The sequence below is a fragment of the Tundrisphaera lichenicola genome (assembly GCF_051175385.1).
GTDB classification, from domain to species: Bacteria; Planctomycetota; Planctomycetia; order Isosphaerales; family Isosphaeraceae; genus Tundrisphaera; species Tundrisphaera lichenicola.
This window is the reverse complement of record NZ_CP195106.1, coordinates 341030-362893: the sequence shown is the minus strand read 5'-3', so window position 1 is coordinate 362893 and position 21864 is coordinate 341030. Positions and strand designations below refer to the sequence as shown.

Sequence of the window (21864 nt, the reverse complement as noted above, 5' to 3'; positions counted from 1 at the left end):
AGGGTGGGGACCGCCGCGCCTTGGCACGCCGAGATCCCTCACTCACTTGGCCATCGATTTCACCATCGCCTCGACGGCGGACGCCTCGGGCGGGAGGTTGTTATATTCCGAGAGTTTCAGGTCATATCGGTACTGACGCGACGCCTCGAGCTTGACTGTTCCCGCCCCTCTCGGGCCGGTCGGTTCCACGCGATACACCGCGAACGCCTGAGCCTTGGTGTCGATCAGATAGAGCATCTGCGAATTCGAACCGGCGGGAGAATTGACGAAAGCGATCGTTCCGCTCGCCTCGGAGGCCGGGGCCAATGCCTGGGCCCGGGCCGAGGGGCTATTGCCGCCGACCCACCAGGCCAGAGCCAACCCCATCACCAAGCCCGGCAAGCCGTAACGCGCCACACCACCCCATTGTCCCTCGGACATCATCGATCCTCCTTGACGTTGACCATCCTCCCGTCCTTCGGGAGGTACTCCGACCCGCTGGGGATCATGGAACCAGCCTGGCCTCGACGCGGAACGTCCACGTCTCCAGGTTCCCCATTCGCATTCAGTTTAACACACCGACCGGACGACGGTGCGTGACAGATTGGCAAAACCACGCGCCGGCGGCGCGTGCTTTCGAGAGAGGATTCAATCGTTCCATTTTACCGAGACGGTCGATCCTGACAAGATCAGAGACCGGAGACCCGGGCCGACCCCTTCCGGTCACTCCAGACCGGGTCCGTTGGGGTTCTCGGGACGGCGGAGCCGCTTGTTCCGGACGAGGTTGCCGTGCGTCTTCGAGTAGGTCAGATCCTCATCCTCCAGCCCAGGTGGGGCCGACCAGGGGTCGTCGTTGGGCTTCTTCCGATATCGTTCCTCGTGCTCCGGCCCGGAGGCGTCCTGCCAGGTCCCCAACGCGCCTCGCTTGCAGCGCACCCCACAGGATGGGCAAAGATAGAACCGCGATCCGAACGACGAGAGGGATCGCCGCTCCAACGACGGGGCCGAGCAATAGGGGCAGCGAACGCCGGTCGACCCGTCGAGGATGTGCTGGATCACCAGGATCGGGCCGAGGATCATCAGCGTCAACGGCAGGAGGACTGCCCCGATGAACCGGCCCGTGTCCGGCGTGGTCACCAAGGCCCAGACCACCGCCAGCCCGGCGATCAGCCCCATGCCCCGGCCGATCGTCCACCGCTTTGTTGACCGATCCGTCACGGCGGGACCCTCCTCCTCGGTATCAACCGACCTCCTCGGACCGCCCGAGCCTCCCTGTAAATCCTCGCCCGTGGGCGACTTCGAATTCAAGGCCCTACCCGCGATGATCCGAAGATAGAAGATGGTAAGTTCCGCCCCGAGCGAACCAGTCCCCCGGAACGGCCGGGCTTGACAGGATCGGCCGGTCGGATAGAGTCGCCATTCGACCTGTCGCGGCCGACTTCGGACGCCTCGGGCCACGCACCTCACCTCTTGACGAACGAGCCGGCCTTGTCACCCCTCGATCCCGCATCCTCGATCCCGGTCCACCGGCCCGTCCTGCTCCGAGAGGTCGTGACGTGGCTCGCGCCCGAGTCGGGTTCGATCGTGGTCGACGGGACTGCGGGAGCCGGGGGCCATTCGGCCGAACTGGCGAAACTGGTCGGACCCGAAGGTCGGGTCATCGGCCTGGACCGCGACCCCGAGATGCTCGAACTGGCGGTCCAGGCAACCTCGGGCCTGCCGGTGACCCTGATCAACGCCTCGTACTCCGACCTCGACCGGGTCCTGGAGAACCTCGACCTCGAAGGTGCCGACGCGATCCTGCTCGACCTCGGGCTCTCCTCGGATCAACTGGCCTGGGGGCATCGGGGGTTCAGCTTCGCCGAGGACGGCCCGCTCGACATGCGGTTCGATCCCAAGACGAGGGAAAGCGCCGCCGACCTCGTCAACGAACTGGATGAGAAGGAACTGGCCGACCTGATCTTCGAATTTGGGGAGGAGCGCCATAGTCGTCGGATCGCCCGCAAGATCGTCGAGGCTCGCCGGGTCGAGCCGATCCTCACGACCGCCCGGCTCGCCGAGATCGTCCGCCGGGGTGTCCCCGGCAAGTGGGGAGCGATCGACCCGGCCACCCGGACCTTCCAGGCCCTGAGGATCGCCGTCAATGACGAACTCGAACGGCTCGACGACCTGCTGGCCAACCTGTCGAACTATCTCCGACCGGGCGGAAAGGCCGCCATCATCAGCTTTCATTCGCTCGAAGATCGTCGGGTCAAGCATGCCTTCCGCGACGATCCCGAGCTGACCGTCCTGACCCGGAAGCCGGTCACGGCCTCGGCCGAGGAACTGGCTACCAACCCCCGAGCGCGAAGCGCGAAATTGAGGGTCGCCCAGCGATGTCCGGACCAGAATGGACCCCCGAGCCGACCGATGACCGGTCCGAGCCGCGACCGCTGAGCCCGGACCCCGCCTCCTTCCAGGTCGCGGCCCCGGTCCTCGAACCGGCCTGGACCGAGCCCCTCGACCCGATGATCGAGGACGAAATGCCCGCCGACGAGGTCGACCACGAGGAGGTCGCCCCGACGCCCCGGAAGTGGCCGCGGTTCAAGTTCCAGATCCCGAAGTTCCCGGCCCTGAGGCTTCCCTCGCTCGGCAGCGAACGCCACGAGATGATCCTCGACCCGCCTCCGCCCGCCCCGAGCCATGCGGAGGAGGGACCGCTCCCGCCCAAGCCGGCCCGGGACCGATTCCCGCTGCTGAGCCTCAAGCGAGAGACTCGCGTCGGGCTCGCCGCCCTGCTCTCGTTCGTCGTCATCGTGGTCGCGCTGGTGGTCAAGAAGGGGTCGCCAGGCACACCCCTGGCGATGAATAACCCCGTCAATTCGAGCGAAGACCCCGCCAAGACCGACCCGGAAAAGAAGCCCGAAGTCCAGGAGAAGAGAGAAGGGGAGAAGACCGAAGGGGAGAAGAAGCCCGAAGGGGAGAAGAAGCCAACCGAAGAGAAGAAGCCAACCGAAGAGAAGAAGCCAACCGAAGAGAAGAAGCCCGAAGAGAAGCCGTCTCCTCCCCCGGTGAACACTCCTCCGATCCCGCAGGATCCCGAATCCCGGCAGGCTCCCCCGGGAGCACCGGCCGGGGAGCTCCCGGTCGAGCCGAAGCTGGCCGACGCGAACGAACCGAAGGAACCCTCTCCCTCCGGGCTGGCACCTCCTGGAATGGCTCTCGAAGAGACTGCCCCGATCGAGCCGGCCGCACTGGACCCCTCGGAGTTACCGGCGGGTCCGGGCCCGATCGAGCCGGCCGCACTGAATCCCTCGGATTTACCGCCGAGCACGCCCGCGACCGAGTCCCTGCTCCCGACGGTGCCGGAAATGCCGGTCGACCCGGTCCCGACCGTCAACGAGCCCCCCAAAGTTCCCGACCCGGCTCCGGAAGCCCCGCCCTCACTCCCTGCCGAAACCCCGAAGGGCGTCCCGGAGATTCCTCCCGCGATCGGGGGAAATCCGACCGGGCCGGAAGTCGAACCTTCGATGATCAGCCCCGGATCACCTCCCGCGACCGGGGAAAATCCCACGATTACGGGCCTGGAGCCGGAATCTCCCGCACTCCCGGGGCCGGCGGGCGACCCTTCCAAGCTCGCGTCGTCCCTGACCCTGAGCCCGGAGCAGCCCCCCCTCGCCCCCGAGCCCGCCCCGGAACCGGCGACACCTCCGGCCTCGGCCCCCTCGAAGGACGAGGTGAGCCCCCCGGTCCTGGCCGAGCAGGCCCCCCGACTCCACCCGGTCCCCGAACCGGGGGCGGCCACGCCCGACCCTGAGCCGGCCGGAGCCGAGGCCTCGACGACACTGGGAGCCGGCTGGGTGGTGATCCAGAGCGGAGGCAAGCGAGTCCCCACGGCCGGTGCCGGGCATGACCTCGATCGGGCTCCCGTCGCCGATGGGCAACGCTTTCGCGAGGAGGTCGCCGTTTCCGACCAGATCGAGCCGGTCCTCCACCGGGTCCAACCCGGCGAGAACTTCTGGACCATCTCGCGCAACTACTACCGGTCGGGACGCTATTACAAGGCCCTCCACGCGGCCAACGATCGGCAGGTCCCGAAGATCGACGAGCTTTACGTCGGGACGGTGCTCCGGATTCCGCCGCCCGAGGCGCTCGACCGCCAGTTGATCCTCCCGGCGACCCCGCGCTCCAAGCTCGATGACGAGCCGGGCGGATCGAAGATCAACCTGACCTCAAGCCGGGAGAATTCGGACGGGAGCGTGGAGCTGAGCCTGCCCACCCGCCCTCGACGGACCCGCCCCGCGCCCGACCCCGAGGCGGTCGACCCGCCCCAGCGGCCCAGCTACACCGTCAAGCCGTACGAGACCTTGCGGAGCATCGCGCGAGACTCACTGAACGACTCGAGGCGCGATCACGAGATCTACATCCTCAATCGGGACATCATCGACGACCCGACCGACCTCGCCCCCGGCACGGTCCTGACCCTCCCCGAGGACGCCCTCCCCGGTCGCAGGTCGCGCTGACGATTGCCGATCCGATGGGGCTTTATCTCCCGTTCGCAGATCAGGCGGCGATCCGGCAGGAAGGCGGCAAGGACCGATTTCCAACAAGCCCAAGGCGAGGGCACAGCGCCATGAGCGAGCCGATCAGGGCACTGTTCGACAAGACGCTTCATGATCACGGCTTCAAGAAAGCGTCGGGCAGTTGGTATTTTGACGGACCGGAAACCGTACTCGTGGCGAACCTCCAGAAGTCGCAGTACGGGAGTTGCTTTTACATCAATCTCGGCGTGTGGCTCAAAGCGATCGGCGAGGCTGCAACGCCGAAAGAGCATCATTGTCACGTCCGAATCCGGCTCGAATCGCTGGCGGGCGAAGAGTTCAGCAAGGCCCTCGACATGGAGGCTTCAACGGTATTCGAGGAGGATCGCAAGATGATCATCGTGACCGGCATTGTAAAAGTAGCGATCCCCTGGCTGGAGGCGTGCAACAGCCTTGATGGAATCAGGGAGATGCTACATGAAGGCCGACTATCAAGAGCGCTGGTGCATAGGGGGATCAGGGAGCGAGTGAGGGACCTGCGATGGGCAATTCGACAGTACACCCGTCTCTTTGAAATCTATCAGGTTATTCTTGCCCAACTCCTTGGGTCACCCGACGATCCACGCCCCTTACCCCGGAGGAAGGCCTCGGTGACCAACGAAAATGGGCGACCCCGAAGGATCGCCCCTGAATCGTCCCACGCCCCGAAGCCATCGCCTCAGGCCGAGATCGACCGCGTCGCGGTGCGCCTGGCCCTAAGCCAGTGGGCGGCCACTTCGGCGTCGTTGAATGGTAGGACTCGGTCGTTCAGGATCTGGTAGGTATGATGCCCTTTGCCGGCGATCAGGACGGCGTCCCCGGGCAGGGCGTCGGCCAGGGCCTGGGCGATCGCGGCCCGACGATCGGGCTCGACGATGGCCCGGCCGGGATGGCGGAGTCCGGCCAGGAGGTCGTCGAGGATCTGGTCGGGGTCCTCGGCCCGGGGATTGTCGGTGGTCAGGATCACCCGATCGGCCCCCAACTCGGCGGCCCGGCCCAGCGCCGCTCGTCGGAGCCGGTCTCGGCCCCCTTCGGCACCGACCACGCAGATCAGGCGGCTCGCGCCGAGGCCCCGGAGCGAGGCCAGCGCGCGGGCCAGGTCGGGGGCACTCCGGGCCCGGTCGATCCGGACCTCGAACTCCTGACCTTCGAGGACCGGTTCGAGCCGACCGGGCAGGCGAGTGACCGCCTCCAGGCCATCGACCACCGCCCGGAGGTCGATCCCGCGCGACCAGGCCACCGCGGCCGCGGCCAGGGCGTGCCCGACATGCTCCTCGCCGGCCAGTCGGAGCGTCACGACCGCCTCGCGATCGAACCCTCGGAGCCGGAGCGTCGAGCCGGACGCGTCGAGCCGATCGAGCTTCGCCGAGACCTGGGCCGCTCGCTCTCGGCCGAATGTCACCCGGCGGGCCTCCAGGTTCACCGCGCCCAGGACGTCGGACTCGGGCTCGTCGGCGTTGATGACCACCGAGCCTCCGGGCTCGACCAGCCGGGCCAGCCGGGCGAAGGATCGCCGACGGGCCAGCAGGGCCTCGCGATCGGCCCCCTCGATCCGGGTGCTCGGGCCACCCAGGCCGGTAATGACGGCCGATTGGAAGGCGAAGCCGGCGATCTCCCGACGGTCGATCGTCCGATCGTCCAGTTCCAGGACGGCGGAGTCGCACCCGCGCTCGACCATCGCCGAGAGCATCGAGGCGAACCCCTCGGGTCCGGGCGAGTCCGGCCCCCGGGGCCGATCCGACGTCCCGTCGGACCAGTCCGACCGACCGATCGAGCCGACCGATTCCCCGCTTTCCCGGAGGATCGAGCGGAGGAACAAGGCCGTGGCCGACTTCCCCCGGCGCCCGGTCACGCCGGCCACCTGGAGACTCGAAGCCGGGCCGCCCGCCAGCGCGTGGCTGATCCGGGCATAGGCCGATCGGCTATCGGGCACGACCACCTGGAGACGCCCTGCCTCGGGGCAGGCCCGCTCGACCACCACGCCGGCCGCGCCATGTTCCAGGGCCCGCGCGACGAAGGTATGCCCGTCGACCCGCCCGCCTCGGACGGCGACGAAAAGCTGGCCGGGATTGAGCTTGCGTGTGTCGGCGGTGCAGCCGGAGACCTCCCAGTCGTGGCAGCCCACGAAGCGGGCATCGGGCAAGAGTCGCCGCAGGCTGACCGAGGGAATTCCGCGCTGGGGGGATCGATCGAGGAACCATCGAGTCATCGGTGTTCGCCTCCTTGCCGGGCTGGGATCGCAAACCCCGAAGGAAGGCGGCGCGGCGTCATGCCTCGGCCTGCCCGACCCCCGGGACGCGCCTGGAATCATCGATGATCCGGTCGCGTGTCGGCATTTTTGGCCGATTTCCGAAAAAAGACAATCCCAGACAGGTCCGATGACCGATATTGGATTTTTTCGATATTTCTCCCCGGCCGGAACGATCTTTGTACCACCACTCATCTCATTCGACCCGCCCGCCGCCGACCCCAGGAGAGTCGCGCTCATGGACCTGAAGGACTTCAAAGACCTGGCCCCGACCAGGCAGGCCGCCTCCGTCCTCGATGGGTTCAAGGCGTTCGCCTTCAAGGGGAACGTGATCGACCTCGCGGTCGGCGTGATCATCGGGGGGGCGTTCGGCAACATCGTGAAGTCGCTGGTGGACAACCTCCTGATGCCGGTGGTCGGGATCGTCCTGCCCGGCAAGCGCGGGTATGAGGGCTGGGTGCTGACCATCCGAGGCGCGACGATCCCTTACGGGAAGTTCCTCGGCGACGTGGTCAACTTCCTGATCCTCGCCTTCGTGCTGTACCTCTTCATCGTCAGATTCGTGGGCTGGATGATGGCCGCCCGGGAGCAGGAGGCGACCAAGATCCCACCCCTGACGAAGGACCAGGAATTGCTGGCCGAGATCCGCGACACGCTCCGGCAGCAATCCCGATCTCATCCCGAGGGGTGATCCGGAAAGATTCCGGACCACCACAGGGCCTCGCGTCGAGTCAAGGCTTTGATGCCTTGAGCTTGGCGATCAGGAAATCGGCGTTGCTGGCGAACTCGGGATCCTTGTGGCCGGGGTAGGCCAGGTGAACCTCGTCCCCTTCGGCCTTGAGCTTCTCCTCCAGCAGCAGGCCGAGCAAGGCGGTGTGGGTGGGATCCTTCTGCTCTTCCCCCTTCACCGGGGGCTTGTCCTGGGAGGGGTAGTCGAGGAAGACGGGCGGATCGCCGGGCCCGACGTGCGCGATCGGGGAGTACTCCTTGATCCAGTCCAGGACATCGGCCCGATGGTCGAAAAATTGCTGGAACTGGGTGTCTCGGCCGCCCGCACCGTTACCGGTGAAGCCGAAAGCGTGGCCGCCGTACCGCATGTTGGGGATCCACTCTCGGAGCTGGGCCGGGTCGAGCGAGGTCTGGGCTCCCGAGACCGCCGCGGCGCTCAGGCGGGTCGACTCGCGAGCGACCGGGTCGGTCCTCTCGGGCTGGGCCATGTCGTCGTGGAAGGCGAGCCAGAGCGACGAGCAGGCCCCGGCCGAGCCCCCGGTCGCGCCAATTCGGGTCTTGTCGATGTTCCACTCTCCGGCCTTGGACCGGAGGAACTGCACCGCCCTCGCGGCGTCTTCCAGGGGCCACTTCACCGGCGGCTTGATCCCGGCCTCTTGAGCCTGGGTGGTGAACCGATAGTTGATCGAGGCGACCGAGACACCGTTGTCGAGATACTGCTTGAGATTGGCCACGCCGACCTTGTCGCCGTTGACCCAGCCGCCGCCGTGGATGTGGACGACCAGCGGGGCGGGCTCCTTGGTGTCGGCCTGGAAGAAGTCGAGGACCTGCCGTTCGTGGTCGCCATACGCGACGTTGGAGTAAGTGGGCGGGACGGCATACCGGCGAGCGGCCTTGGCTTGGACCTTGGCCTTCGGCTGATCCTTCACCGCCTGGGCCTCCGATCTCGAGATCGGTCCCAGCAGGATCGAGCCGGCGATCGAGGCGATGAGGCAGCAGGTCGATAATCGGCGCGGGAAGGTTGTGATCGTGATCACGCGGGGTGCCTCTCCGGGAAGGTGATCGGATTGTTCGATCTCGGTTCCGGCGAGCATACCGGACCCCCCTCCCGGAGTCACGCGCGTGGAATTCTCGAATCGGAGCACATCGACGATCGGGGCGGAGCGCCGCTCATTGCGGCTTCGGGAGAGGCGACTCATCGATCTTCTTGTAATCTTCCTCGAACTCGGTGATCTCGATGGCCTGATCGACGGCGACGTCTCGGAAGACCTGGGTCGTCCCGCTGGTCGGCCAGCGGATCTCCAGCGAGGCCACACGATTGGCGCCGCCCAGGCCGATCTGCTGTCGGAGCGGGTTCGCTCCGAAGCTGCTGCCCGAGGTGACGTGGCGATGGATCGTCGCAGGGGACTCGCCGGCCGTCTCGACCTTGATCCTGGCCCCGATGGCCGCCCGGTTGGTCTTCTTGCCGACGAGCTTGAGGCCCAGCCAGTGGTGGCCCTGGCCGGGGTTATCGAAGAGCATGTTGTGGAACTTGTCGCCATCCACCGCGCCTCCGGTCTCGGCGAAGAGGTCGACGTCGCCGTCCCGGTCCCAATCGCCGCAGGCCACGCCGTGCCCCTTCTGGAGCAGACCGGTGCCGGAAGAAGTGGTGATCTCGGCGAAGCGTCGGCCGTCGACGTTGCGGAACATCCGGTTGGGGACCAGCGAGGTCAGCTCCGGCTCTCCGGTCGCGAGGTACATGTCGAGGAAGCCGTCGTTGTCGAAGTCGGCGAAGTTGCTCCCCATCGCGGTGAAGATCGCGTCGAGGCCCGCCTCATGGGTCACGTCCACGAACCCCCGGCCGCCCTGGTTGCGGAAGAGTCGGTTCGAATTCCGGTCGAACGGAGATCCCACCAATCCCTTGATCACGTCGGCAAATCGTTTTTCGTAACTGGTGGCGAAGATGTCGAGCCAGCCATCATTGTCGAAGTCCCAGGCCCAGCAGGAAAAGCCCTGCTTCGGCCCGTCGATGCCCATCGAGAGTGTGACTTCCTCGAAGCCGCTCGGGCCGTCGTTGCGGAACAACTGGCCGCGACCGTTCAGGTTGTTGACGAAGAGGTCGGGGTCGTCGTCGTTGTCGAAGTCGAGCCAGGCGGCCCCCTGGCCGACGGATCGGCCATCGCCGGCCACGCCGACCCGGTCGGCCACGTCCTCGAAGGTGCCGTCGGCCTTGCCGCGATACAGGCGATTGCGCTGTCGCTGGCAGCAGACGAAGAGGTCGAGCCGGCCGTCGTTGTCGTAATCCGCCCAGGTCGCCGAGATCGAGTTGGCCGGGCTCAGCAAGCCGGCTTCCTTCGTGACGTCGACGAAGGTCCCGCCGTCGTTCCGGAGCAGCGAAGGCCGGATCGGCCGGCCGAGCCAGGCCCCTCGGGTGATGAAGAGGTCCATCCGGCCGTCGTTATTGTAGTCGGCCTGCACGCAGTAGAGCCCGCCGAGTTGTCCGGTCAGGTTGGCGGCCTCGGTCCGATCTTCGAACGTGCCGTCGCCCCGATTCCGGTAATAGGCCATCGACTCGGTCGGGTCCATGGAGGTCACGACGAGGTCGAGCAGGCCGTCGCCGTCGAAGTCGTCCATGATCGCGCCGCCGGCCTGATTGAGTCGATTGACCCCGGCCAGGTGGCCGATATCCCGGAACCGGCCGATGTCGAACTCCGACGTCAGGAACCGGTCCATCTTCATGAGATTACCCGACTCGACCTTACCCGGATATTCGCCCAGGGTCATGTGGGCCAGGTTGAGCAGCCAGCGGACCTCCGGGTCATCGGGAAATCGGCGGAGGTACTCGGTGAAGAACCCAATCGCCCGGCGCGATCCGTCCGGCTTGAGGTGTCGCGCCGCCTCCGAGATCGGCAGGATGCACGAACTCTCTCCCCGACAGTCGATGCAATTCTCGGTCTCGCCCGTGCGGAGGGCCGTGACCCCTTGATAGTAGATGATCGAGTAGAGATGCTGGACGGCCTCCTCGTCGTGGGCTTCGAGATAGTCGCGCGCCTCCGCCAGGACCTTGCCGGCGAGGGCGGGCTGGCCGTCGGCATTCAGGTAGATCGCCTTCCTCATCAGCAAGGGGACCCGATTGGGCGATCCCTCCGGCTCCCGGGCCAGCTTCTCGTCCATCTCCCGGGCCAGGCGCTGGGCCAGGTCGCGCCAGGCGTCGGCGACCTCGGCCAGCGAGGCATCGTCGGGCCAGGGCTTGACGTTGTCGATCAGCAGGAAGAACCCGCTGGAGTCGAACGGCTTTCGACGCTCATAAGCCAGCTCGGCGCGGGCCACCGGCGGGGGTTCCACGCGAGTCCGGCCCCGGGTCGCGGCGAACACGGCCGCCGCGAGGACCGAGACCAGGGCGAGCAAGAGCCATCCGACGCGGCCAGGCCGCCTCGGCGTTGATCGATCCGTCATCGTCAACCTCGGGAAAATCGGGGCGATTCCGACCATCATCGCGGGCGGTTTCCGTTTCCAGTGTAACCGCTCGCCTCCGAATCCGCCCAGCCTTCCCCGAGCCGCCGCCCCCCGGTCAACGCGTCTTTCCGCGAGCCCGGAGGAAGTCCACCACCTTGTCGGGATGGTCGGCGAACACCCCGTCGATCTTAGCGTCATCGAACAGGACTTCGAAGAGCGTTTCACTAGTGAGGCCATTCGGCAGGGCATCGACCCGGATGGTGTAGGGGTGGACCACCAGGTTCGCCTCGTGGGCCAGACGCACGAGGTCGGTCGGGGCGAGCTTGCCATCGTCCGAGGTCCGGACGACCAGCGGGATCGCCGGGCCGATCCCGTCGACATACTTCGCCAGCGAGGCCAGCCCCTCGGCCGAGGTGGGGTCCGAGCCATCCGGGCCGCGACGCCCCCCGATCAGTTGCACCAGCCGCCCTCGATAGCCGAGTTCCTCCCGGACCCGCTTGACCTCGTCGAAGTCGAAGCACTGCACATAGCACGGGTCCTCCTTCGACGAGTAGCCGTGGCGGGCGAGCGTCGCCAGGACGATCGGGCTGAGGTCCTGCCCCTGCTCCTTGTGCCAGGCGGGAGACTTGATCTCGGCATAGACTCCGGCCGTCCGCCCGGTGCTGGCGTTCAGGCCAGCGATCAGCTCCAGTTCCTCGTCCAGCGTCGGGATCCGGAAGGGGACCGCGCGGGAGGGGAAACGCTTGGGGAAGGCGGGTTCCCCGGTCTTCGGATTGACGCGCTCGCGGACGTCGAGCGTCTTCAGCTCGGCCAGGGTGAAGTCGATCGCATAGTACCGACCATCCGCCCGCCGACGCTCGGGGAACTTCCGGGCGACGTCGGTCACGGTATCGACCTGGGTATCGTGGAGCACGACCGGGACCCCGTCCTTGCTCAGCACCACATCCTGCTCGATGTAATCCGCCCCCTGGGCATGGGCGAAGGCCACCGCCTCCAGGGTATGCTCGGGCAGATACCCGCTGGCCCCCCGGTGGGCAATGACGACGGGGTCGCCCCCCAGGACCAGGGAGGGCACCAGCCCGAGGAGGAAAAAGGCCCGGAAGGCCAAGAATCGCGACAGATCAAGCACGAGAGCAGTCCTGTTCATCGAGGATGGGGAGGCAGGCCAATCCGGCCGCCAGCCCCTGAGAATCCTCCTGGAATACCCGAGCCTTGCGAAAAGCATCGGGGGAATCCGAGAACCTTTGGAGAAGTCCCGACCGGGGGAGGCTCATGATTTCCGAGTATCGTCGCCGGAGCAAGCTCCGCCCGGCCAGAGTGGAAGCTTACTTCTGCTTTTGACCCAGGAGCTTGCTGCCGGAGCCATCGGCAGCCAACTAACGGATCGCACCCCAGAAAAACTGGGAGCTTACCCCATCCCTAGGGGGAAATAATCCCCTTTATTTCCCCCTAGGACGTGATAGACTCCTGCGGGTGTCCAAACTGACAGGAAGGGTTCTCATGTCCACCGAAATCATCCCAGCGAATGCCCAAACCGCCATCGCTTCCAAAATTGAAACCGCGTTGCCGGTGCTGGTCGAGCGGGCAGGGCCAGCGGGTCGTTTCGCGTGGGATGAATTCTTCTTTGCCGAACATCACAACCCCCATACCCAAAAAGCCTACCTGCGGGCGGTGAAAGCTTTCCTGAGCTGGTGCGAAGGGCAGGGGCTGGAACTCCCGACGATCTCGCCGGGCATGGTCGGTCAGTACCTTGTTGGGCTGGGCGGCTCCGCCGCAAAGCGAAACCTGCACCTGTCCGCGTTACGCGGCTTCTTCGACCGGCTGGTCAACCGGCACGTCGTCATCCTAAACCCGGCGGCGTCGGTGAAGGGCGTCAAAGAGCAGGTGATGGAGGGGAAAACGCCGGAGATGTCCATCGAACAGGCACGCACGCTGCTGGCGTCCATTCGACTCTACGAAACGGTGAGTGAAGGACACGGGCAGAGAGTCGATAGGCCGCTGGTCATCGGCCTGCGTGACCTCGCCATTCTGGCTACGCTCCGCTTCACCGCCTGCCGAGCGGGGGCAGTGGCCAAGCTGCGGCTGGGGGATTTTCAGCGTGAAGGCAGCCAATATGTGCTGCGGTTTCAGGAGAAGGGGGGTAAAAGCCGGGAAATACCGGTGCGGCACGATCTGGAAGAGATAATCCTCTCTTATATCGAGGCGGCAGGCCTCGCCGGTCAGGCGAAGGATTCGCCGCTGTTCCGGGCAGGAACCAACGGCACGGCGAAAACGCTCACCGGCAATCCACTGACCAGTAAGCGGATTTGCGAGCTGGTGAAACGGCGGTTGAAAGATGCCGGATTGCCGGAACGACTATCACCGCACAGCTTTCGGGTGTCGGCCATCACTGATCTCTTGACGCAAGGGGTGCCGCTGGAGGATGTTCAATACCTTGCCGGGCATGCGGAACCGCGAACCACCGGGCTATACGATCGTCGGCAAAAGAAGGTGACGCGAAACATTGTTGAGCGGATCTCTATCTAAGATAATTGCGGGGAAAAACGAGTCATGAGTACGTTCAAGACAATTGTTTGTCTGGCTAATTCGGAAAAGCATGATGGAAAATGCATAGCTGGAAAAGAGATTGTTCAAAACACCATATCAAATTGGATGCGACCCATTAGTGCGAGAAATGGCCACGAGATTTCCGATTCGGAACGAACTTGTGATGACGGTGCCCGAGTCAAACTCCTTGATATCGTCAAAGTCCCTGTGATTAGCGCATCCCCGCTAGATCACCAAACCGAAAACTTCGTCATCGATGGGGGAAAGATTTGGGAGAGAAAAGGCGAAGCGACATGGCATGATTTGGGATCGGCACTCGATCATCCAGATTCACTTTGGACAAATGGAGATTCAACGTGGCATGGGCACAATGACCGGGTGCATCGAGGTATTGCCAAGGAACTGAAATGTTCACTGTATCTAATCGAACCGGAGAGCTTAGTAATTCGGGTGATCGTAGAAACCTCTCTTTTCAAACCAGCGAGCCGAAAAGTTCGGGCAGTCTTCACTTACCGGAAAGAATTCTACAATTTTTATCTGACCGACGAGGAAACGGTCCAGTTGTTCAGAGCTAGACCAAACGGTGATTACCCATTGACTGACGCTTATATATCAGTAAGTTTGAGCGAGCCGCACACTAGAGGAGATGGAAACTGTTACAAGCTTGTGGCGGCCATCATTACAGCGAAGCCCTTGTAGCGTGGACGCAATGAACAGCATTATATATACAATAGGGCACTCAACTCACTCAATTGAACATTTCGTTCGTCTATTGAATCAGCACAACGTAACAGCAATTTGCGACGTAAGATCAAAACCATATAGCAAATTTAATAGTCAATATAATCGCGAAACTCTAAGAACCATGTTGAAGCGGCATGGCATCACCTATGTTTTTTTGGGAAAGGAATTGGGAGCAAGGGCCGAGGACGATAGTTGCTACGAAAATGGTAAGGTCAGATACGATAAACTTGCAAGTACGCCCCTCTTTCAATCAGGACTTAACCGAGTCGAAAAAGGCTGCACTAAATATAGTATTGCTCTTATGTGCGCCGAACGGGACCCGATTGAGTGTCATCGTACAATACTTGTTTCTAGGCACATAGAACACATAGGATTCGAGGTCCAGCATATTCTTGCCGATGGACGGTTAGAGAGCCACCACCTCGCGATGAATCGATTGATTCATTCGCTTGGAATGAATTCATCCGATTTGTTTCGCCCGCGAATTGCCATTGAGGCAGATGCCTATCAGGTTCAAGGTGATCGAATCGCCTATACTAAAGATTCAAGTCACCAGCATTTTGGTCGAGGAGAAGCGGGATGAAGCTCTACACGATCGGATTTACAAAAAAATCGGCGGAAACATTTTTTACAAAACTCAAAAACTCTAGAGTATCTCGTCTAATCGACGTGCGCTTGAACAACGTTTCTCAACTCGCGGGATTCACAAAAAAGACTGATCTAAAATACTTCGTTCATGAATTATGTCACATAGAATATGCCCATATGCAGGAGTTGGCACCGACTCAGGACATCCTTACAACATACAAAACCGAAAAAGGCGACTGGCGTGTTTACGAACAAAAATTCCTGCAATTGATGGCTGATCGAAAAATCGAAGAAACCATCACTCCTGATCAACTGGACAATAGCTGCTTGCTTTGTAGTGAAGAAAAACCGCATCATTGCCACCGAAGATTGGTCGCTGAGTACCTTCGCGATAAGTGGGGGAACGTGGAAATTATTCACATTCCATAATAAAAAATTTTATTTTATTATGTGTTCAATTCTAGAGAAATACTACTTTGGAATATTGGTCACGGCATCGCGGTTTAAAACGGCGTCCAAAAAACAGACTGCTCTGCGCAAATTATCTTCAATCTTTCTTCGGATTACAGCTTGCGATTTTCCATAATGTTTGACGAAACACTCCAAAAGAATGCCTCGAATGTACTTTACATCAAGCGTCTTGCGATCCAGCATTCTGATAGCTTGAAGGGCGTGAAAAATATCATCTTGAGAAACATCATTTACAACGAGCCCAGAGGACTTAAGCCTTTCTACATATAGCTTTTTCTTCTGTGATCCTTCGCCTTGACCACTTGGAAAAGGGAGGGAAAGCGACCTATCATTGGTTAATCGATCAATTAACCGGTTTTTTGTCTGCTGGGTAACAACTTCGTCATTGACCAAGTTTATGACGGCAGGAATGTCCAATTGAGCTGACCGAATAAAGAAATATACAGGAAAGAACGCAGAGTTTTCGTGGCAAATTTGTTGAATGTATTGTCTAGGATTATTGACACGCTCGTTTTTCAGAAATGCTTCGATCAAATCCGGGCCATGAATTGCTTTGGTTTCTACTACCCTCACTTTCCGGAACGAAGGTAGCAAGCTGCCTTCGATTGGCGTGACTGACCCTACTAGGCGCAACGCTGGAGTACCTTCCATTTCAACAAACTCTCCTTCGCGGATGAAGGACAAGCTTGGTAGTAGCGACTCATCAATGATAAAAGTGCCCCCGGCACCGGCAATTTCACCGGAATTCAGATCAAAGACACCAGCATTTTTGACGCCGATCCGGGCGATTCTTTTTAAGTGATTCATCCACAAGGTTTGTTCTTGCTTCCTAGTATCATCAATTATTCTACGTAGTTCCGGGTACTTGATGCACTCTGAGCGGCCTCGGTAACGATAATAAATTTCTCCCTCTTTCAAGGCAGGTTTGTCATCTCTCTCTTGGTTGGAGTTTTTCTTGCATAGTACAGGTTTCTCTCTGGAAGAAAAAACATATATTAGTCCAAATTCTTTGACACCAATTAGATGAACATGCTTTTCCCAACGAATTTCTGGCGCAAGATGTTCATTCAGGAAGTTTGTCAGTTTTTCCGGATCGATGTCAGCAAAACGGGTATCCTTAAGTCCTTCCAGCCGGTGTGGTGAATTGGTAATGCCAAAAACGATGTAGCCCCCATCTGCATTGGCAAAAGCCGCCATAGTTTTTGCATATTTGCCCAAAGAACCCAAGCTGAAAGCCTGTTTGAACTCTAGATGTGAATTTTCACGTGCCTTAATTTTCTCGGGGATTATTTCGTATGTAGAAAAAATTTTATCAATACGATTTGGCGAAAACGGTCCTTCGCGATTGGGGTCGCGGCTAGGGTTGGCCAATATTTCGTCTGGGCGATGCAATCTTTTATTCATCAGAATTGAATGGCCGAGCCATTCCCTTTTCGCCCCGTTCTTAATCAGTGATTTTCTAAAGTAAATCAAGTTTCTTGGCTTGCCAAGCAAATTGCTGGATGAAGGACGGCATGGCCGCGTGGCATTAACGATGTTCCCGTTTTTGCGGAGCGTGGCCAGATCAGCAAGGTGGTTGGCAGATCGGATTGCAGGCGGCTCGATCTGGCTGGGTCGTCCTTGGCCGTTCTGGCGACCGTTGCTCTAATTCTGATGCTCGGGTGGGCTCTATGAGCCTTCCTACCAGTTGAGTCGCTTTAGCGGCGGTTCTAGCCCTGCTGGCGGGTCCGTTCCGGAGCGTGACCCCTTCAGCGGCAACGCGGTCTGGGTGACGGCCAAACGGTGTCGCTGGCCCGTGAGTAGCAATGGAACGGGAAACTGGAATATCCGATAATCCTCTTTATCGGATACCAAATCGGGAGAGCAATTCAACCGACAACAGGACAAGGGGCAACTCGAATGGACATTCTCCGCGATGACCCCTTACCCATCTGATCCGACAACTACAAAAAACACGACCGTGTTGATTATTCATAATCGCCCGAACGGAGTGGACCTGCCGGTTGGCGACTCGTGACTCCCGCCCGATCCGACCGGCGAGAATGTGTGATAAACCCACGCTCAATATCGCGATAGTCTCCGGGAATTCCCAACGCCGCCGGCTCTCGCTCTCATGCGACGAGCCTGTTCCATCGCAGAGGTTCGCCCACCCGTGACTCGCTCCAGATCGCGACCCTTCGAGTACCCGCCAGCCCGGGACCGATCGAACCCATTCTGCGAATCGAACCCACTTTTCGGGGGGGAACGAACCCACTCGGGGTGTCCGGAACAAAGCCAACTTTCGGGGGGGGAACGAACCCACTTTTCGAGGTCGGACGACGGATCGAACCCATTATTCGGGCGGATCGAAGCCACTTTTCGACCTTCGGGGCAAGAACAAAGCCATCCTGGACGCGAAACCAAGCCAATCGCGATGGCAGGAACGAACCCACCTTCAAGGCGAGAACGAAGCCACTTTTCGGGGCCGAAACGAAGCCATCAGGACCGATTGTGGGCTCAATGGAAGCAGTCGAATGCTCCTCAAGCACCTGGGTGTCTTGTCCCTCACCCGGCCTTCGGCCGCCCTCTCCCGGGGGGAGAGGGGGGGCTGTTCGGGACGGGTCTCCGTCCACTTTCGAGCGGCTCATCGGGGCGCGGGGGGGTGGCCAACCGGGGTCGGGCGGGGGATACTGGCGCCGGGTCGTGCATCCGGCTTCCCTCTCCGGGTGCTTTTCGTTACTCGCCACTTTCCACGATCGAGGAGACCCGTCCATGACTGGTCACTTCCGGCGACGTCGGTTCTTGCAATCCGCCTCGGCCCTGGGACTGGGCGCGGGGCTGGGGTCCTGGTCCAGCCTGGGGCTCATCACCCCCGCCCGCGCGGCCGACCTCGCGGTCGGGCCGGACGCGGTCCGGTTCCGCCCCGAGATCGAGCCCGTGGTCCGCTGGATCGAGGAGACCCCTCGCGAGCAGGTGATGGAGACCGCCATCGCCCAGCTCAAGGCGGGGCTCTCGTATCGCGACCTGCTCTCGGGGCTCTTCCTGGCGGGCATCCGGAACGTCCAGCCCCGGCCGGTTGGGTTCAAGTTCCACGCGGTCCTCGTCATCAACTCGGCACACCTCCTGGCCCAGGCGGCGGCCCCCGACGAGCGGCTCCTGCCCCTGCTCTGGGCGCTCGACAACTTCAAGAACTCGCAGGCCCAGGACGTCAAGGAAGGGGACTGGACCCTCAGCAAGGTGGACGAGTCGAAGGTCCCCGGTCCCGACTCGGCCCGCGAGGCGTTCCACAAGGCGATGGACGCCTGGGACGTGGACGGGGCCGACGTGGCCGCCGCCGGGCTCTGCCGGAGTTCGGGCGCGGCGGGGACGATGGAACCGTTCTGGCGGTACGCCGTCCGAGACCAGCGCGACATCGGCCACAAGGCGATCTTCGCCTCCCAGTGCTGGCGGACCCTCCAGGCGATCGGCTGGCAGCACGCCGAGCCGGTCCTCCGATCGCTCGCCTACGGGATGCTCGACCTCCGGGGGGACGACCGGCCCGTGGCCGTCGGGCCTTACGAGGCGAACCTCGAACAGGCGAAGAAGATCCGCGACGGCTGGGAGGCCGGCAAGCTCGACCCCGCCGCCACCTCGGGCCTCCTGGAGGTGGTCCGCCAGGCCACGCCCGAGGACGCCTCGGCCGAGGCCGCGAACCTGCTGAACAAGGGGGTCTCGCCCGATTCGCTCTGGGATGCCGTGGTCCTGGCGGGCTCGGAGCTGATGATCCGGAGCCCCGGGATCGTCTCGCTGCACTCGGTCACGGCCGCCAACTCGCTCCATTATATCTACAACGCCAGCGGCGACGACACGACCCGCAAGCTCGCGCTCTTGCAGGCCGTGGGCTGGCTGCCGATGTACCGGGGGCGGGCCAACCCCCAGGGCGGGGTCCGGATCGACTCGATCGAGGCGATCGAGCCCGAGGCGACCGGCGACGAGTCGGTGGGGGAGATCTTCGCGCAGGTCTCGAAGGACCGGACCAAGGCGGCGGAGAAGACCGTGGGCTATCTGAACCGAGGGGGATCGACCGACCTGATCTTCGCCGCCGGCCGCCGGATGATCTTCCACAAGGGGCGAGACAGCCACGACTACAAGTACGGGGCCGCCGCCTGGGAGGAATGCCGCCTCGCCGCCGACCCGAAGTGGCAGCCCGCCCTGGCCGCCGCGATGATGTCGCACCTGCCGGGGGCCGAGACCCCCGACAGCCCCCTGATGAATCAGGCACGCGAGGCCGTGTCCAAGGTCATGGGGTGATCGCATATCCGAGTAATCGCGACCAGAGTTGTTCATAAGCCTCGACCATCCGGGTCGGGGTGAACTCCGCCTCGATCCGGCCCCGGGCCGCCTCGCCGAACCGGCGGAGCCGCCCGGGGTCGGAGGCGGCCTCGACCAACGCATCGGCCAACGCCATCGCGTCCGAGGGGGGGACCAGCCAGCCGGTCCGGCCGGGGATCACCAGGTCCTCGGTCCCCTCGACCGAGGTCCCGACCACCGCCCGCCCCGCGGCCATCGCCTCCAGGATCGCGTTGGGCATCCCCTCCCAGAGCGAGGGGAGCACCAGCAGGTCGGCCGACCTCAGCAACGACGGGACATCATCTCGCCGGCCGATCATGTGAACTTGTTGATTCAAGCCGATGTCGGCGTCGATCCGGGCTTGCAAGGCACCCCGGTCGGGGCCGTCGCCGACCAGGACGAGGTGCCAGTCGGGGCGAAGGGCCGCGACCTTCGAGGCGGCCTCGATCAGCGTCGGGAGCCCCTTCTGCGGGTCGAGCCGCCCGACATAGAGGGTCAGGAAGGCGTCGGGGGGCACGCCCAGGCTCGCGCGATCGGCCAGCTCGGCGCGATCGAAGGGGGCGGGGTCGACCCCGTTGGGGATCACGGTCAGGCGGTCGGGATCGAGCCCCCCCTCCCGGATGCTGAACCGCCGGACCCCCTCCGAGACGCAGACCGAGCCGCAGGAAAGCCGGCTCGTGAGCCGGTCGAGCCGCAGGTGCCAGCCCTTTCGACGCTCGGCCACGCGGAGCCCGCCGACCACCCAGGGATGCCCCGCCATCGGGCCGGCCAGCTTCGCCGCGACGTTGGCGTGGAACAGGAAGCTCTGGACGAGCCGAGGCCGGGTCCGCCGCAACGTCCCGGCCAGCGACCGGACCGCCCGATCGGGACGCCTGGGATCCACATCCAGGGATTCGACCGGGATGCCCGATTCCCGGAGCGGCGCGGCCAGGGCCCCTTCCCCGCCCAGGGCCACGACCGAGGGGGACCATCGACGGCGGTCGAGCCCCGAGGCCAGGGCCACCAGCGCCCGCTCGGCCCCGCCGACGTCCAGGTCGGTGATCACCAGGGCGACCGGCACCGGGTCGACCGGCCGAGGGGCTCGGGGGGCGCTCGCGAGTCGTCGGGCGAAGGATTGCAAGGGTTGGGGTCCGCTCGGGTCGGGTCTTCGGCTAAGATTGTGCGGCAAGACGCAGCCCGCGAGGAAGGGAACTTTGGACACGTCGGCCTTCGATTTCGACCTACCGGACCGCCTGATCGCCCAGCAGGCGGTCGAGCCCCGCGACCGATCCCGCCTGATGGTGATCCGCCGGGCTTCCTCCACCTGGGAGCATCGGACCTTCTCCGACCTGCCCGGACTCCTGGAGCCCGGCGACCTCCTGGTCCGGAACAACACCCGGGTGATCCCCGCCCGGCTGGTCGGCCGCCGCGAGTCGACCGGGGGTCGCTGGGAAGGGCTCTACCTGAGGACCTTGCCCGGTGGCTCCTGGGAAATCCTGGCGAAGACCCGGGGGAATCCCGCCGAGGGGGAGCGGGTGGTCGTCGGCCAGGGCCTGATCCTGGTCCTGGGGAAAAAGCTGGGTGAGGGCCGATGGGAGGTCCGGCCCGAGTCGGCCGAGGGGGCCGAATCCTTGATGGAGCGGCACGGGCAGGTCCCGTTGCCCCCTTATATCCGGAAGGGGATCGAGGCCGAGGGGGATCGTGCCCGCTATCAGACCGTCTACGCCGAGTCCCCCGGGTCGGTCGCCGCGCCGACGGCCGGCCTGCACTTCACCCCCGAGGTCTTCGAGGGGCTCGATCGTCGAGGAGTCGGCCGGGTCGACCTGACCTTGCACGTCGGGATCGGCACGTTTCGGGCGATCGAGGTCGAGGCGATCGAGGACCACGTCCTGCACGCAGAGCGGGCCGAGTTATCCCCCGAGGCGGCCGAGTCGCTGAACCGGCAGCGGGCGGCGGGCGGCCGGATCGTCGCCGTGGGGACGACCTCGACGCGGGTCCTGGAGGCGTCGTCGGTGTCGGGCCGGTTCGAGCCGTTCTCGGGCGAGACCGCGCTCTACCTCCGACCCGGGCACGTCTTCCGGGGGGTCGACGCCCTGCTGACCAACTTCCACCTCCCCCGGAGCAGCCTCCTGGTCCTGGTCTCGGCCCTGGCCGGGGTGGACCTAATCCGCGAGGCCTACGAGGAGGCGGTCCGCCTCGAGTACCGCTTCTACAGCTATGGTGATGCGATGTTGATCCTTTGACGATTGACGCGAATCGAGCCGGTCCCGGCCTCGC

At 63.2% G+C, this 21864-nt stretch carries 18 protein-coding genes; 10 read left to right on the top strand and 8 right to left on the bottom strand.

Annotated features, from left to right (window positions below):
* Window positions 1-42 precede the first annotated feature (42 nt).
* Both P12x_RS01505 and P12x_RS01500 read right to left on the bottom strand, forming a co-directional pair.
* On the bottom strand, window positions 43-423 hold the full coding sequence (locus P12x_RS01505) for a hypothetical protein (protein ID WP_435009051.1): 381 nt from the start codon (window positions 421-423) through the stop codon (window positions 43-45).
* A 279-nt stretch (window positions 424-702) separates the two neighbouring features.
* Window positions 703-1197, bottom strand: coding sequence for a hypothetical protein (locus tag P12x_RS01500; RefSeq protein ID WP_435009050.1), 495 nt, complete (start codon window positions 1195-1197; stop codon window positions 703-705).
* Window positions 1198-1467: 270 nt separating this feature from the next.
* Here P12x_RS01500 and rsmH point away from each other — a divergent pair, with 270 nt between their 5' ends.
* From rsmH to P12x_RS01485, 3 genes are all read left to right on the top strand, one after another.
* A complete protein-coding gene (gene rsmH / locus P12x_RS01495; RefSeq protein ID WP_435009049.1) occupies window positions 1468-2415 on the top strand; it encodes a 16S rRNA (cytosine(1402)-N(4))-methyltransferase RsmH in 948 nt (315 codons plus the stop codon).
* The gene (locus tag P12x_RS01490) at window positions 2355-4481 is read left to right on the top strand and encodes a LysM peptidoglycan-binding domain-containing protein (RefSeq protein WP_435009048.1); all 2127 of its coding nucleotides are present in this window, start codon (window positions 2355-2357) and stop codon (window positions 4479-4481) included. The genes rsmH and P12x_RS01490 overlap by 61 nt, the downstream gene beginning before the upstream one ends.
* 110 nt (window positions 4482-4591) lie before the next feature.
* The gene (locus P12x_RS01485; protein ID WP_435009047.1) at window positions 4592-5320 is read left to right on the top strand and encodes a DUF4304 domain-containing protein; all 729 of its coding nucleotides are present in this window, start codon (window positions 4592-4594) and stop codon (window positions 5318-5320) included.
* Here P12x_RS01485 and P12x_RS01480 read toward each other — a convergent pair.
* Window positions 5218-6747 (bottom strand): Mur ligase family protein, encoded by a 1530-nt coding sequence (locus P12x_RS01480; RefSeq protein WP_435009046.1) that lies wholly within the window; start codon window positions 6745-6747, stop codon window positions 5218-5220. The genes P12x_RS01485 and P12x_RS01480 overlap by 103 nt on opposite strands.
* Before the next feature lie 277 nt (window positions 6748-7024).
* Here P12x_RS01480 and mscL point away from each other — a divergent pair, with 277 nt between their 5' ends.
* Window positions 7025-7477 carry a large conductance mechanosensitive channel protein MscL gene (gene mscL / locus P12x_RS01475; protein ID WP_435009045.1) on the top strand — a complete coding sequence of 151 codons (453 nt, stop codon included), beginning with the start codon at window positions 7025-7027 and terminating at the stop codon, window positions 7475-7477.
* A 40-nt stretch (window positions 7478-7517) separates the two neighbouring features.
* Here mscL and P12x_RS01470 read toward each other — a convergent pair whose 3' ends face one another.
* The 3 genes from P12x_RS01470 to glpQ all read right to left on the bottom strand — a co-directional run bounded on the left by P12x_RS01470 (window position 7518) and on the right by glpQ (window position 12079).
* Window positions 7518-8552 carry an alpha/beta hydrolase fold domain-containing protein gene (locus P12x_RS01470; protein ID WP_435009044.1) on the bottom strand — a complete coding sequence of 345 codons (1035 nt, stop codon included), beginning with the start codon at window positions 8550-8552 and terminating at the stop codon, window positions 7518-7520.
* Between the two features lie 133 nt (window positions 8553-8685).
* Window positions 8686-10950 (bottom strand): CRTAC1 family protein, encoded by a 2265-nt coding sequence (locus P12x_RS01465; protein WP_435009043.1) that lies wholly within the window; start codon window positions 10948-10950, stop codon window positions 8686-8688.
* 115 nt (window positions 10951-11065) lie between these two features.
* A complete protein-coding gene (gene glpQ, locus P12x_RS01460; RefSeq protein WP_435009042.1) occupies window positions 11066-12079 on the bottom strand; it encodes a glycerophosphodiester phosphodiesterase in 1014 nt (337 codons plus the stop codon).
* Between the two features lie 371 nt (window positions 12080-12450).
* Between glpQ and P12x_RS01455 the strand changes: the two genes are divergently transcribed.
* The 4 genes from P12x_RS01455 to P12x_RS01440 are packed head-to-tail and all read left to right on the top strand — an operon-like array spanning window position 12451 to window position 15258.
* The gene (locus P12x_RS01455; RefSeq protein ID WP_435009041.1) at window positions 12451-13476 is read left to right on the top strand and encodes a tyrosine-type recombinase/integrase; all 1026 of its coding nucleotides are present in this window, start codon (window positions 12451-12453) and stop codon (window positions 13474-13476) included.
* A 24-nt stretch (window positions 13477-13500) separates the two neighbouring features.
* Complete coding sequence (locus P12x_RS01450) at window positions 13501-14196, top strand: dual OB domain-containing protein (protein ID WP_435009040.1); 696 nt, start codon at window positions 13501-13503, stop codon at window positions 14194-14196.
* A complete protein-coding gene (locus P12x_RS01445) occupies window positions 14144-14824 on the top strand; it encodes a DUF488 domain-containing protein (protein ID WP_435009039.1) in 681 nt (226 codons plus the stop codon). Before P12x_RS01450 ends, P12x_RS01445 begins: the two co-directional genes overlap by 53 nt.
* On the top strand, window positions 14821-15258 hold the full coding sequence (locus tag P12x_RS01440; protein WP_435009038.1) for a DUF488 domain-containing protein: 438 nt from the start codon (window positions 14821-14823) through the stop codon (window positions 15256-15258). The genes P12x_RS01445 and P12x_RS01440 overlap by 4 nt, the downstream gene beginning before the upstream one ends.
* Before the next feature lie 42 nt (window positions 15259-15300).
* Here P12x_RS01440 and P12x_RS01435 read toward each other — a convergent pair whose 3' ends face one another.
* Complete coding sequence (locus P12x_RS01435; protein ID WP_435009037.1) at window positions 15301-16773, bottom strand: AlbA family DNA-binding domain-containing protein; 1473 nt, start codon at window positions 16771-16773, stop codon at window positions 15301-15303.
* Window positions 16774-18051: 1278 nt separating this feature from the next.
* Here P12x_RS01435 and P12x_RS01430 point away from each other — a divergent pair.
* Entirely contained in the window at window positions 18052-19569 is a 1518-nt protein-coding gene (locus P12x_RS01430) for a hypothetical protein (RefSeq protein WP_435009036.1), read from the top strand.
* Here the strand turns inward: P12x_RS01430 and P12x_RS01425 are convergent.
* Window positions 19559-20809, bottom strand: a complete 1251-nt coding sequence (locus tag P12x_RS01425; RefSeq protein WP_435009035.1) for a glycosyltransferase — start codon at window positions 20807-20809, stop codon at window positions 19559-19561. The two genes, P12x_RS01430 and P12x_RS01425, sit on opposite strands and share 11 nt — an antisense overlap.
* Here P12x_RS01425 and queA point away from each other — a divergent pair.
* On the top strand, window positions 20802-21830 hold the full coding sequence (queA, locus tag P12x_RS01420; RefSeq protein WP_435009034.1) for a tRNA preQ1(34) S-adenosylmethionine ribosyltransferase-isomerase QueA: 1029 nt from the start codon (window positions 20802-20804) through the stop codon (window positions 21828-21830). The two genes, P12x_RS01425 and queA, sit on opposite strands and share 8 nt — an antisense overlap.
* Window positions 21831-21864 lie beyond the last annotated feature (34 nt).